This window comes from Pseudomonas sp. 43(2021), assembly GCF_017490805.1.
Lineage (GTDB): Bacteria > Pseudomonadota > Gammaproteobacteria > Pseudomonadales > Pseudomonadaceae > Aquipseudomonas.
In genome coordinates, this window is the sequence record NZ_JAFGYJ010000001.1 from 103,703 (window position 1) to 117,006 (window position 13,304).

At 63.9% G+C, this 13,304-nt stretch carries 10 protein-coding genes; 5 read left to right on the top strand and 5 right to left on the bottom strand.

The genetic code is table 11. The features are described from left to right. The first annotated feature begins 2 nt into the window (after positions 1-2). The 5 genes from J5M71_RS00430 (at position 3) to J5M71_RS00450 (ending at position 7,100) form a co-directional block, all read left to right on the top strand. Positions 3-1,715, top strand: a complete 1,713-nt coding sequence (locus J5M71_RS00430) for a glucan biosynthesis protein G (RefSeq protein WP_207828394.1) — start codon at positions 3-5, stop codon at positions 1,713-1,715. Then, entirely contained in the window at positions 1,708-4,281 is a 2,574-nt protein-coding gene (mdoH, locus tag J5M71_RS00435) for a glucans biosynthesis glucosyltransferase MdoH (protein ID WP_207828402.1), read from the top strand. The genes J5M71_RS00430 and mdoH overlap by 8 nt, the downstream gene beginning before the upstream one ends. A gap of 252 nt (positions 4,282-4,533) precedes the next feature. Then, positions 4,534-5,331: a transporter substrate-binding domain-containing protein gene (locus tag J5M71_RS00440; RefSeq protein WP_024087841.1), complete on the top strand. Its 798-nt coding sequence runs from the start codon at positions 4,534-4,536 to the stop codon at positions 5,329-5,331. Positions 5,332-5,410: 79 nt separating this feature from the next. Then, a complete protein-coding gene (locus tag J5M71_RS00445) occupies positions 5,411-6,373 on the top strand; it encodes an amino acid ABC transporter permease (RefSeq protein ID WP_087499690.1) in 963 nt (320 codons plus the stop codon). Further along, on the top strand, positions 6,366-7,100 hold the full coding sequence (locus tag J5M71_RS00450; RefSeq protein ID WP_063912406.1) for an amino acid ABC transporter ATP-binding protein: 735 nt from the start codon (positions 6,366-6,368) through the stop codon (positions 7,098-7,100). The genes J5M71_RS00445 and J5M71_RS00450 overlap by 8 nt, the downstream gene beginning before the upstream one ends. A gap of 111 nt (positions 7,101-7,211) precedes the next feature. Here J5M71_RS00450 and J5M71_RS00455 read toward each other — a convergent pair whose 3' ends face one another. From J5M71_RS00455 to tatB, 5 genes are all read right to left on the bottom strand, one after another. Next, the gene (locus J5M71_RS00455; protein ID WP_207828430.1) at positions 7,212-9,155 is read right to left on the bottom strand and encodes a methyl-accepting chemotaxis protein; all 1,944 of its coding nucleotides are present in this window, start codon (positions 9,153-9,155) and stop codon (positions 7,212-7,214) included. A 263-nt stretch (positions 9,156-9,418) separates the two neighbouring features. Next, on the bottom strand, positions 9,419-11,335 hold the full coding sequence (locus J5M71_RS00460) for a methyl-accepting chemotaxis protein (RefSeq protein WP_207828442.1): 1,917 nt from the start codon (positions 11,333-11,335) through the stop codon (positions 9,419-9,421). A gap of 101 nt (positions 11,336-11,436) precedes the next feature. Then, positions 11,437-12,144: a 16S rRNA (uracil(1498)-N(3))-methyltransferase gene (locus tag J5M71_RS00465; protein WP_207828445.1), complete on the bottom strand. Its 708-nt coding sequence runs from the start codon at positions 12,142-12,144 to the stop codon at positions 11,437-11,439. Next, on the bottom strand, positions 12,141-12,929 hold the full coding sequence (gene tatC / locus J5M71_RS00470) for a twin-arginine translocase subunit TatC (protein WP_013974546.1): 789 nt from the start codon (positions 12,927-12,929) through the stop codon (positions 12,141-12,143). The genes J5M71_RS00465 and tatC overlap by 4 nt, the downstream gene beginning before the upstream one ends. Next, positions 12,926-13,303, bottom strand: coding sequence for a Sec-independent protein translocase protein TatB (tatB, locus tag J5M71_RS00475; protein WP_207828454.1), 378 nt, complete (start codon positions 13,301-13,303; stop codon positions 12,926-12,928). The genes tatC and tatB overlap by 4 nt, the downstream gene beginning before the upstream one ends. Position 13,304: the final 1 nt, after the last annotated feature.

Below are 13,304 nucleotides of genomic sequence, written 5' to 3' on the forward strand. Positions count from 1 at the left end.
TCGTGATTGTTAGTCCCCAAAAAGCATCAAGAATCCCCGGAACCGGGCTACGCAAGGCCCTGATGGCCAGTGTGGCACTGATCGGCCTGATGAGCGCGGGCCAGCTGTGGGCATTCAATCTTGACGATGTTGCAGCCAAGGCAAAGGATCTGGCCGGCCAGAAGTACGACGCACCGAAAAGCAACCTGCCAGCCGTATTCCGCGACATGAAGTTTGCGGACTACCAGAAGATTCATTTCCTGCAGGAAAAGGCCGAGTGGGCCAAGGACAAGACTCCGTTCAAACTGTCGTTCTATCATCAGGGCATGCACTTCGACACCCCGGTGAAGATCAACGAGGTCACCGCCACCAAGGTCGAGGAAATCAAGTACGACCCGAGCCGTTTCGAATTCGGTGACGTGCCCCACGACCCGGAAACCACCAAGAACCTGGGTTACGCCGGTTTCCGCGTGCTGTACCCGATCAACAAGGCCGACAAGCAGGACGAGATCATGACCCTGCTTGGCGCCAGCTATTTCCGCGTGGTCGGCAAGGGTCATGTATATGGTCTGTCGGCCCGTGGCCTGGCCATCGACACCGCACTGCCGTCGGGCGAGGAGTTCCCGCGCTTCACCGAGTTCTGGGTCGAGAAGCCCAAGCCGACCGACAAGCATCTGGTGATCTACGCCCTGCTGGACTCGCCGCGTTCCACCGGCGCCTACAAGCTGACCCTGCGCCCGGGCAACGACACCGTGGTCGACGTGCAGTCCCGCGTGTTCCTGCGTGACCATGTCAGCCGCCTGGGCATCGCCCCGCTGACCAGCATGTACCTGTTCGGCCCCAACCAGCCGTCCAAGGTCCTCAACTACCGCCCGGCCCTGCACGACTCCGAAGGCCTGTCGATCCATGCCGGCAACGGCGAGTGGCTGTGGCGCCCGCTGAACAACCCGAAACACCTGGCCGTGAGCAACTTCAGCGTCGAGAACCCGCGTGGGTTCGGCCTGATGCAGCGCCAGCGCGCCTTCAGCGACTACGAAGACCTCGACGACAACTACCAGAAGCGCCCGAGCGCCTGGATCGAGCCGAAGGGTGACTGGGGCAAGGGTACCGTCGACCTGGTCGAAATCCCGACTGCCGACGAGACCAACGACAACATCGTGGCCTTCTGGAGCCCGGAAAAGCTGCCTGAGCCAGGCAAGCCATTCGAGTACGCCTACCGTCTGCACTGGACTATCGACGAGCCGAAGTTCCAGGCCCCCGAGCTGGGCTGGGTCAAGCAGACCCTGCGTTCCACTGGCGACGTCAAGCAGTCCAACCTGATCCGCCAGCCAGACGGCAGCGTGGCCTTCCTGGTCGACTTCGCCGGCCCGGCACTGGCCGCCCTGCCGGAAGACACCGCCGTGCGCAGCCAGATCAGCGTGGCCGACAACGCCGAGGTGGTCGAGAACAACCTGCGCTATAACCCTGAGACCAAGGGCTGGCGCCTGACCCTGCGTTTGAAGGTCAAGGAAGCCAACAAGTCGACCGAAATGCGTGCCGCGCTGGTGCGTGACGTGCCGGTCGAAGCCGCCAAACCTGCCAAGCAGGACAAGGCTGCAGCCAAGCAAGCCAAGGCCGAGAAAACCGCCAAGGCCGAACAACCTGCCGCCGATGCGGCGCCCACCAACGGGACCCCGGCCACCACCGAGAAGGTGCTGACCGAGACCTGGAGCTATCAGTTGCCTGCCGATGAGTAACTCAAGCGCAAGGCCGGAATCGCTTCGCGAGTACCTGGCCCACCTACCACTGAGCGACGAGCAACGGGCGGAACTCGCCAGCTGCACGTCATTCAGTGAGCTGCACCAACGCCTGGCGGCCAACCCGGCCGCCAGCTCTGCCGAGGCCGTGCAGGCCTCGGTGGGCCCGCGCCTGACCGTAGGCAGCGCCGCCGAGCTGGAAGACGCCGAAATGCTTGGCGTCGACGGCAGCGGCCGCCTGTGCCTGAAGATCGCCCCGCCGATCAAGCGCACCAAGGTCGTGCCCGAGCCATGGCGCACCAACGTGCTGATCCGCATGTGGCGGCGCATGACCGGCCGTACCAACGCGCCGCAGCCGCCCAAGCGCGAGCTGCCGCCGGCCCGCTGGCGCACGGTCGGCTCGATCCGCCGTTACATCCTGCTGGCGCTGATGATCGGCCAGACCATCGTCGCCGGCTGGTACATGAAGGGCATCCTGCCGTATCAGGGCTGGTCGTTCGTGGACTTTGACGAAGTCGTCAACCAGCCGCTTTGGGACACCGTGGTGCAGGTATGGCCGTATGCCTTGCAGACGTCCATCCTGATCCTCTTCGGCATTCTGTTCTGCTGGGTGTCGGCGGGCTTCTGGACCGCGCTGATGGGCTTCCTCGAGCTGCTCACCGGGCGTGACAAGTACAAGATTTCCGGTAGCAGCGCAGGCAACGAGCCGATCGCGCCCGAGGCGCGTACCGCGCTGGTGATGCCGATCTGCAACGAAGACGTGCCACGCGTGTTCGCCGGCCTGCGCGCAACGTTCGAGTCGGTGGCTGCCAGCGGCAACCTTGACCGCTTCGACTTCTTCGTGCTCAGCGACACCAACGACACCGACATCGCCGTGGCCGAGCAACAGGCCTGGCTGGACGTGTGCCGCGAAACCAAAGGCTTTGGCCGCATCTTCTACCGTCGCCGTCGGCGCCGGGTGAAGCGCAAGAGCGGCAACCTCGACGACTTCTGCCGTCGTTGGGGCGGCGAGTACAAGTACATGGTCGTACTCGACGCCGACAGCGTCATGAGCGGCGAGTGCCTGAGCAGCCTGGTGCGCCTGATGGAGGCCAACCCGGACGCCGGCATCATCCAGACCGGGCCTAAAGCCTCGGGCATGGACACCCTGTATGCGCGTCTGCAGCAGTTCGCCACCCGCGTGTACGGCCCGCTGTTCACCGCCGGCCTGCACTTCTGGCAACTGGGCGAGTCGCACTACTGGGGTCACAATGCGATCATCCGCATGAAGCCGTTCATCGAGCACTGCGCCCTGGCGCCGTTGCCGGGCAAGGGCGCGTTCGCCGGTGCAATCCTCTCCCACGACTTCGTCGAAGCCGCGCTGATGCGCCGTGCCGGCTGGGGCGTGTGGATTGCCTACGACCTGCCGGGCAGCTACGAAGAACTGCCGCCGAACCTGCTCGACGAGCTCAAGCGCGACCGCCGCTGGTGCCACGGCAACCTGATGAACTTCCGCCTGTTCCTGGTCAAGGGCATGCACCCGGTGCACCGTGCAGTGTTCCTCACCGGGGTGATGTCGTACCTGTCGGCGCCACTGTGGTTCCTGTTCCTGGTGCTGTCGACCGCGCTGCTGGCGACCAACACGCTGATGGAGCCGCAGTACTTCATCGAGCCGTACCAGCTCTACCCGCTGTGGCCGCAGTGGCACCCGGAGAAGGCCGTAGCGCTGTTCTCCACCACCATCGTGTTGCTGTTCCTGCCCAAGCTGCTCAGCGTCATCCTGATCTGGGCCAAGGGCGCGACCGAGTTTGGCGGGCGCATCAAGGTCACCCTGTCGATGTTGATGGAGATGCTGTTCTCCATGCTGCTGGCACCGGTGCGCATGATCTTCCACACCCGCTTCGTGCTGGCTGCGTTCCTCGGCTGGGCCGCGACCTGGAATTCGCCGCAGCGTGACGATGACTCCACGCCGTGGAGCGAAGCGGTGCGCCGCCATGGCCCGCAGACCCTGCTGGGCATTGCCTGGGCGGCGCTGGTGGCCTGGCTGAACCCGAGCTTCCTGTGGTGGCTGGCGCCAATCGTCGGTTCGCTGGTGCTGTCGATCCCGGTTTCGGTGATCTCCAGCCGCACCCGCCTGGGCCTGGCGGCCAAGGACGAGAAGCTGTTCCTCATCCCCGAGGAATACGCCACCCCGCAAGAGCTGCTGGCCACCGACCGGTATACCCACGAAAACCGCTGGCATGCCCTGCATGACGGCTTCGTGCGGGCCGTGGTCGACCCGCGGCAGAACGCCCTGGCCTGTGCCATGGCCACTGCCCGTCATGGCCAGGCGGCACCGATCGAGGCACTGCGCGTCGAGCGTGTGGCCAAGGCGATGGAAGTCGGGCCGCAAGGCCTGGACCTCAATACCCGCCTGGCCCTGCTCAGCGACCCGGTGGCGCTGACCCGCCTGCACGAGCAGGTCTGGGCCGAGCACAATGCGGCGTGGATCAACGTGTGGCGTGCATCGATCAAGAACGACCCGCATTCGCCGCTGTTGCCGCTGCACCCGGAGAATGAAGGCCAACCGGCACTCGTCGGCGCCTGATCGGGCCTCTTCGCGGGCACGCCCGCTCCTACAGGTACTTCACAGCCTTTGAGGCATGCGCTGTACCTGTGGGAGCGGGCGTGCCCGCGAAGCTTTTAGGGCCCTCCCTCGATTTTGGCCAACAAAGTCCCCCCCGGCTCTAGGTCCCCGAGCCGCCATGCGTTAGCATCCCTCTCCGATATGACGCATCGGCCGCTACGGCCATGCCAACAATAAGATTCGCTACTTTTCTTGCTAGGGGACTTGGTGATGATCAAGAAATACCTTTCGCGACTGCTGGTCGGTGTCACCGCCCTGGTCGCCGTGACGGCGGCCCAGGCGGGTGCTATCGATGACGCGGTCAAGCGCGGCACCCTGCGGGTGGGCATGGACCCGACCTACATGCCATTCCAGATGACCAACAAGCGTGGCGAGATCATCGGCTTCGAAGTCGATATCCTCAAAGCCATGGCCAAGTCCATGGGCGTCAAGTTCGAGCCAGTTTCCACCGCCTATGACGGCATCATCCCGGCACTGCTGACCGACAAGTTCGACATGATCGGCAGCGGCATGACCCTGACCCAGGAACGCAACCTGCGCCTGAACTTCAGCGAACCTTTCATCGTGGTTGGCCAGACCCTGCTGATCCGCAAGGAGCTGGCGGGCGAGATCAAGTCGTACAAGGACCTGAACAACGAGAAGTACCGCATCACCTCCAAGCTCGGTACCACCGGCGAAATGGTTTCCAAGAAGCTGATCGCCAAGGCCAAGTACCACGGCTACGACAACGAGCAGGAAGCGGTGATGGACGTGGTCAATGGCAAGGCTGATGCCTTCGTCTACGACGCACCGTACAACGTGGTGGCAGTGGACAAGGCCGGTGCCGGCAAGCTGCTGTTCCTCGAAGAACCCTTCACCTACGAGCCGCTGGCCTTCGGCCTGAAGAAAGGCGACTACGACAGCATCAACTTCATCAACAACTTCCTGCACCAGATCAAGCATGACGGGACCTACGATCGTATTCACGACAAGTGGTTCAAGAACAAGGACTGGCTGAAGGAAATGGAATAAGGCCCAGGCCACAAGCCCGGCTTTATGACCCCGACGCGCAGGCAAACCCTGCGCGTTCGCATTTACGGAAGTACCCCACGTGATCAAACACAAGAAAGCCCAGTGGCCCTGGCACGGTTTGACTGCCCTGGTCCTGGTGGGCCTGGCGTTCAGCCTGTATATGGCCACCTCGATGATTTCCTACGAGTGGCGCTGGAACCGCGTACCGCAGTACTTCGCCTACAAGGCCGAGGAAGCACAGCGCGCCGCCGGTTACGGCACCGTGCAGGAGATCGTCATCTCGGGCGACAATGCCCGTGTCACGCTGAAAGATGAGAACGGTGCCGAGCAGGTACTCGACGTGGCCAAGGACAGCCTGCAGCTGGCCCGCGGCGACGATGTGGCCGAAGGCGACCAGATTGGCGTCACCCGCCACTGGGCGGCCGGCCCGCTGGTCTGGGGGCTGTGGACCACCCTGTGGATTTCGGTGGTTTCCGGTGCCCTGGGCCTGCTGATCGGCTTGTTCGCCGGCCTCTGCCGGCTGTCCAGCAACCCCACCCTGCGTGACCTGACGACGGTGTATGTCGAACTGGTGCGCGGTACCCCGCTGCTGGTGCAGATCTTCATCTTCTACTTCTTCATCGGTACCGTGCTCAACCTGTCCCGCGAGTTTGCCGGGGTGGCCGCACTGGCGCTGTTCACCGGCGCCTACGTGGCTGAAATCGTTCGTGCCGGCGTGCAGTCCATCGCCAAGGGCCAGAACGAAGCGGCCCGCTCGCTGGGCCTGAACGCGGGCCAGTCGATGCGCCACGTGATCCTGCCGCAGGCGTTCAAACGCGTGCTGCCGCCTTTGGCCGGCCAGTTCATCAGCCTGGTCAAGGACACCTCGCTGGTCTCGGTGATCGCCATCACCGAACTGACCAAGAGCGGCCGCGAGGCCATCACCACCTCGTTCTCGACCTTCGAGATCTGGTTCTGCGTGGCAGGCCTGTACCTGCTGATCAACCTGCCGCTGTCGCACCTGGCAAGCCGGCTCGAGCGGAGGCTTGCGCAAAGTGATTGAAGTCCGTGACCTGCTGAAAGTCTTCGACACCCGTGGCCACGTGGTACGGGCTGTGGACAACGTCACCACCCAGGTCGCCAAGGGCGAAGTGGTGGTGGTACTCGGCCCGTCGGGTTCGGGCAAGTCGACCTTCCTGCGCTGCCTCAACGGCCTGGAGCATTTCGACGAAGGCCATGTGGCCATCGATGGCCTGCAACTGGCCGACCCGAAGACCGACATCAACGCCTACCGCCGTGAAGTCGGCATGGTGTTCCAGCACTTCAACCTGTTCCCGCACATGACCGTGCTGGAAAACCTGTGCCTGGCGCAGAAGGTGGTGCGCAAGCGTAACAAGGCCGACCGCGAGGCCAAGGCCAGGGCGCTGCTGGAGAAGGTTGGCATTGCGCAGAAAGCCAACGAATACCCGTCGCGCCTGTCCGGCGGCCAGCAGCAGCGGGTGGCGATCGCCCGCGCCTTGGCCATGGACCCGAAGGTGATGCTGTTCGACGAGCCGACCTCGGCGCTTGACCCGGAAATGGTCGGCGAGGTGCTGGACGTGATGAAGACCCTGGCCCAGGAAGGCATGACCATGGTCTGCGTTACCCACGAGATGGGCTTCGCCCGTGAAGTGGCTGACCGGGTGTTGTTCTTCGACCATGGCAAGCTGCTGGAGGATTCGGCCCCGGCCGCGTTCTTTGCCGCGCCGAAGGACCCGCGCGCGCAGGCGTTCCTGCGCCAGGTGCTTTAACCTGCACCGGCCTCTTCGCGGGTAAACCCGCTCCCACAGGTACTGCACCGACTTTGAGAGCGGCGAGGTACTTGTAGGAGCGGGTTTACCCGCGAAGCAGGCGACTCCTGTCTAGATGTTGAACCGCCCCACCATCCCCCGCAACTGTTGCCCCAACTGCTCCAGTTCGCCACTCGACGCCGCCGTCTGCTCACTGGCCGCACTGGTCTGATCCGACACATCGCGCACATTCAGCACGCTGCGGTTGATCTGCTCGGCCACCACGCTCTGCTCTTCGCTGGCCGTGGCAATCTGCTGGTTCATGCCCTGGATGTTCGACACCGTATCGGTGATCTGGCTCAACGCATGCCCTGCCTTGCGGCTCAGCTCCACGCTCTGTTCGGTCAGGCTCTTGCTGCTGTCCAGCAACCGTGTCACTTCATCAGTCCCGTTGTGCAGGCTGTCGATCAGTTGGCCAATTTCCTCGGTCGCCGTCGAGGTGCGCTGCGCCAGCCCACGTACTTCGTCCGCCACCACGGCAAAACCGCGCCCGGCTTCACCGGCCCGTGCCGCTTCGATCGCCGCGTTCAGGGCCAGCAGGTTGGTCTGCTCGGACACCGACTTGATCACATCGAGGATGCCGCTGATACGCTGGCTCTCGCCTGCCAGATGCTGCATGGCCGCCAGGCAATGGTCCATCTGCCTGGCCAGTTGTTCGATACGGCCGATGGCCTCGGCCACTACCTGGTCGCCCATCTGCGCCTGCTGGTCGGCGTTTGTCGCGGCCAGAGAGGCCTGTTCGGCGTTCTGCGCCACTTCCTGTACGGTGGCGCTCATCTGGTTCATGGCAGTTGCCACCTGGTCGGTTTCCTCGCGCTGCTGGTTGATGCGCAGCTTGGTGTCCTCGCTGCTGGTCGCCAGCTCCGAGGCTGCCTGTGACAGTTGCCCGACGCCTTGGTCGATGCCACCGATCAGCTCGCGCAGGCTCAAGGTCATTTCGCGCATGCTGGTCTGTAACTGGCCCATCTCGTCGCACCGCTGCACCGTTTCGACCTGGCTCAGGTCGCCCTTGGCGATGCGTGCGGCCACGGCCAGGGTCTGGCGCAAGGGTTGGGTGATCTGCAGGGTGATCAGCCAGGCGGCCAGCACACCCACCGCCAGCGCCAGTAGCGCCACGCTGGTCAGCAGCGAGCGGGCAGCCAGGGCTTCGCTGTCGCGTTGCTCGACCTTGCGCTTGCCGAGCTCCAGGCTTACCGCGCGCAACTCATTGCCCATCTTTTCCAGGTTGTTCTGCAATTGCTCGACCTGCACCGCGGCGTGGCGGTACTGGTCCAGGCTGGTGCGGTATTTGGCCAGCTCGATTCCGGGCTGCTCGGTGACGGCGCGTGGCAGGCGCAGCGGAGCAAGGCTCTTGAGCAGTTGCCCCAGGCTGGTATCGGCAGCGTCCAGGGCGCTGTCGCCGACCTTGGCGAAGTCCTCGACAGGGGTGAAGGTGTAGGCCGGCACCAAGCTCTGCTGGTTGGCACCGTCGATATGCCGGCTGAGGGTATCCATCAGGCTCAGCACACCGCCTTGCTGACTGTCGGCAGGCATCTCCAGCAAGGCCTGGGTCTGCAGTTCGTCGATCGCCTCGTTGAGCTTCTGTTCCTGCGCCTGCATGGCCTCGCGCAGGGCGATACGGTTGGCGACGGTGCGTTGCAGTTCGCTGAAGTCATCGCGCAGGCGCTGCAGCAGTGCCAGTTTGTCGGTCAGCATCTGCCGTGACTCATCGACGTTGCTGCGTTGTTGCAGCGTGGCAAGCATGCTGTTCAGTTGATCGAGGATGGTGATGATGCGTGACTTGCTGGCGTTGTCGTTCAGCACGCGGTAAGTGATGCGCTCTGCGCGCAGGTCCTTGGTCAGATCGTTTATCTGGCCTATTTCGCTGAGTTGCTGTGAACGGACAATAGCGCCATCCAGTGCACGCCAGCCGCTGATGGTGGTGGCCAGGGTAAGCAGCAGGACCACGGCAAAGCCGAGGGCGAGCTTGGCACCGACACTGATGTTGCCGAGCTTGCGGTTGAGGTAGCCGAGCATGGTGAGTCTCCGTGCGATTGAAAAGGGGGATGCGGGCGCATTGCCGGCATCACACCTCTGCCAATCGGCAGCGGAGTTGTAGGACTTGACCTGATAATCAGGTAGGAAATTTCACCGCAGCATGTGGGAGGATTCTGCCTGTGCCGGCCTCTTCGCGGGTAAACCCGCTCCCACAGGTACTGCACAGGTGTTGAGAGCTGTGCAGTACCTGTGGGAGCGGGTTTACCCGCGAAGAGGCCGGCACAGGCGACCCACCCATCAGCCTAGAGCCTGAACCGCCCCACCAACCCCTGCAAATGGGTACCCAACCGCGCCAGCTCCATGCTGGAGCTGGCCGTCTCTTCACTGGCTGCCGAGGTCTGGTCAGAAATGTCCCGCACATTCATCACACTGCGGTTGATCTCCTCGGCCACGGCTGTCTGTTCTTCCGCGGCAGTGGCAATCTGCTGGTTCATCGCCTGGATCGACGAGACGGTGCGGGTGATGGTTTCCAGCGAGCTGCCGGCACGGCGGGTCAGTTCGACGCTGCTGTCGGTCAACTGGCGGCTGCTGTCCATCACGCTGGCCACGCGCTGGGTGCCGCTTTGCAGGCCGGCAATCAGCTCTTCGATCTCTTCGGTCGATTGCTGGGTGCGCTGCGCCAGGCTGCGCACTTCATCGGCCACCACGGCAAAGCCACGCCCGGCCTCGCCGGCACGGGCCGCTTCGATCGCCGCGTTGAGGGCCAGCAGGTTGGTCTGCTGAGCCACCGACTTGATCACGTCGAGCACGCTGCCGATCTTGTCGCTCTCGGCCTTGAGCTGGTTCATCGCTTCGCTGGAGTTGACCACTTCACCGGCCAGGCGCTCGATCTGCGCCACCGCTTCGCCCACCACACGGTCGCCTTCGCGGGCTTGCTGGTCGGCCATCAACGCGGCTTCCGAGGCCTGCTCGGCATTGCGCGCCACTTCATGCACGGTAGCGGTCATCTGGTTCATGGCGGTCGCTACCTGATCAGTCTCGACCTTCTGGTTGTTGACCCCGGCGCTGGTCTGCTCGGTCACCGCCGACAGCTCCTCGGCAGCGCTGGCGATCTGCGTGACGCCATCACCGATGCCGCCGATCAGTTCGCGCAGGCCCTGGGTCATGCGCTGCATGCTGGCTTGCAACTGGCCCAGTTCGTCACGGCGTTGTACCTGCAGCGCTTGAGTCAGGTCGCCACTGGCCACGCGCTCGGCTGCGCGCAAGGTCTGGCGCAGCGGGATGATGATCTGCCGGGTGATGGCCCAGGCTGCCAGCAGGCCGAGGGCCAGGGCCAGCACGGTGGCCACGGCGAGCAGGGTCTTGGCCTGGGCTGCGCCGGCGTCACGCACAGCGGTTTGTGAGATGGTCATCGCCTGGCTGGTCTGCAGCAGTACCGTGCCTTGCTCGGCCATGTGCTGCAGGGCCTGTTCACTGGCGACCTGGGCATTGCCGAACTGGGTGACCGCATCGCGGTAGCCGGCCAGGGCGGTGGCGGCATCGTCCAGGCTGGCGGCATGTTCAGCCGGTACTTTGGCCGGCAGCGCGCGCAGTTCGGCCAGAGCCTGGTCGATGGCTTTGAGCGCCGTTTGCTGGAAATCGGCATTGCCGCTGTAGGTGTAGCCACGCACCTGGAAGCGTGCCTGCTGGAGCAGGGCGCTGACTTCCACTGCGTACTGGTACTGGTTGATATCGCCACCTTGCAGCAGGCCCCGCTGTACCCGGCCGATCAGCTCCGCGGCCTTGTCGGCACTGTCGCCCAGCACGCCACGGCTGGCTTCGCGGCGTTGGCCGGCTTGCTTCAGTTCGTTGAACGCCTGCTGGTAGGTACGCACGGCCTCGCGTTGTTGCTCCAGGCGCTGGCGGTCAGTGGGTTGCTCGATCTGTCCGAGCATCAGCTGCACCTGGCGGTCGAGGTTGCCCAGGGCTTTTTCAAGCTCAGCCACCGAGGCTTCGTCACGTTGGCGCTGGTAATGCTGGCGGGCGATGCGCAGTTCCTGGGTGTACTGCTGGATGACCGAGATGTTTCCCAGCTTGTCGCCACGTTCGATGATGCTGTCCATACCGTGCCAGCCGACCAGAGTAATGGCCAGGGTCAACAGCAGCACCAGGCCGAAGCCCAGCCCCAGTTTGCGGTTGACGCTCACATTGCCCAACGATTGGGCGAACCATTGATACATATACGACTCCCTGGCGGCGTGGCAGCACAAATAGTTGTTGTGTTGCCAAGGCCATCGGCCAGGGAGAAGGAAACTTGATGGGCGAAAATGCGGCGTTTACGTCAGAAAATGCGCGAAAGCAGCGCCGTTACAGCAGTCTCGACCCGCAGGATACGCTCGCCCAGTTGCACCGGTGCCAGGCCTGCCTTGCCCAGCAGGTCCACCTCATAGGGGATCCAGCCACCCTCGGGACCTATGGCCAGGGTCACGGCTTGCTCCACTGCGCGCGGGCAGGCGGGGTAGGGGCCGGGGTGGCCGACCAGGCCCAGGGTGCCTGCGGCGATGGCGGGCAGGCGGTCTTCGACGAAGGGCTTGAAGCGCTTCTCGATGATCACCTCGGGCAGCACGGTGTCGCGCGCCTGTTCCAGGCCGAGGATGAGATTTTCACGAATGCTGTCCGGGTGCAGGAAGGGGGTTTGCCAGAAGCTTTTCTCGACCTTGTAGCTGTTCACCAGGATCAGCCGCGACACGCCGAGGGTGGCCACGGTCTGGAACAGCCGGCGCAGCATCTTCGGCCGGGGTACGGCGAGCACAAGGGTCAGCGGCAGCTTGGCCGGTGGCTGCTGGTCAAAGGCGACTTCCAGTTCGGCTTCGTGCTTTTCCAGGCGCAGCACCGTGGCCTTGCCCATCAGGCCGTTGATACGGCCCACGCGCAGGTTGTCGCCCACCGCCACGCGGTGGATGTCCTGCATGTGGGTGAAGCGCCGGTCAGCGAGAACGACGCGGTCGGCCGAGACGAAGTCGGCCTCTTCAAGGAGCAACAGGTTCACGGTTGGGTCGCTGGTGGCTGGTCGTTGTGGTCGTTGGCGGTTTCATCGTGGGCGCTGCGCTTGCGAATCAGGCTGCCGCACAGCACACCGATCTCGAACAGCAGCCACATGGGTACGGCCAGCAGGGTCTGGGAGAAGATGTCCGGTGGGGTAAGGACCATGCCGACCACGAAGCAGCCGATGATCACGTAGGGGCGAATCTTCTTCAGGTACTTCACGTCGACCACGCCGATCCATACCAGCAGCACCACCGCCACCGGGATTTCGAAGGCCACGCCAAAGGCGAAGAACAGCGTCATCACGAAGTCGAGGTAGCTGGCGATGTCGGTCATCATCGACACGCCTTCCGGCGTGGCGCTGGCGAAGAAGCCGAAGATCAGCGGGAACACCAGGAAATAGGCGAAGGCCATGCCGGCGTAGAACAGGAATATGCTCGACACCAGCAGTGGAATGGCGATGCGCTTTTCATGGCGGTACAGCCCGGGCGCGATGAAGCCCCAGATCTGCTGGAGGATGAACGGAATCGCCAGGAACAGCGAGACGATCATGGTCAGCTTGAACGGCGTGAGGAACGGCGAGGCCACGTCGGTGGCGATCATCGTCGCATTGGCCGGCAGGTGCTCGCGCAGCGGCGCGGAGACCAGGGTGTAGATCTGCTGGGCAAAGGAGAACAGCCCGGCAAAGATCAGGAAAATGACGGCAACGCAGCGCAACAGGCGAGTGCGCAGTTCGGTGAGGTGCGAAACCAGCGGCATTGGCTGGTCGTGTTCCGGATTCTCGCTCATGGGGCTCGCGGCGGTTGAGGCGGTTCAGAAGGCGTGGCCGGGGTGGCAGCTGTTTCGGCTGGCCTGGCTTCGAGCCCGGCGGGGGGCTGCACGGTGGCGGTGGTGACGGGCGGCTGCGCCGGTGGCGTCATCGGGTTGAGGATGCGCTTGGCTTCCTCTTCCATCTGCAGGATGTGCTCGTTGTGCAGCTGGCGGCGGATTTCGTCGGCGCCGATTTCGCGCTCCACTTCCATCTTGATGCTGTTGAAGCTGCGCTTGAGCCGGCCGATCCACAGGCCTGCCGTGCGCGCGGCACCGGGCAGGCGCTCGGGGCCGAGCACCAGCAGGGCGACCAGGCCGACGAGCAGCAGCTCGCTGAAACTGATGCCGAACATG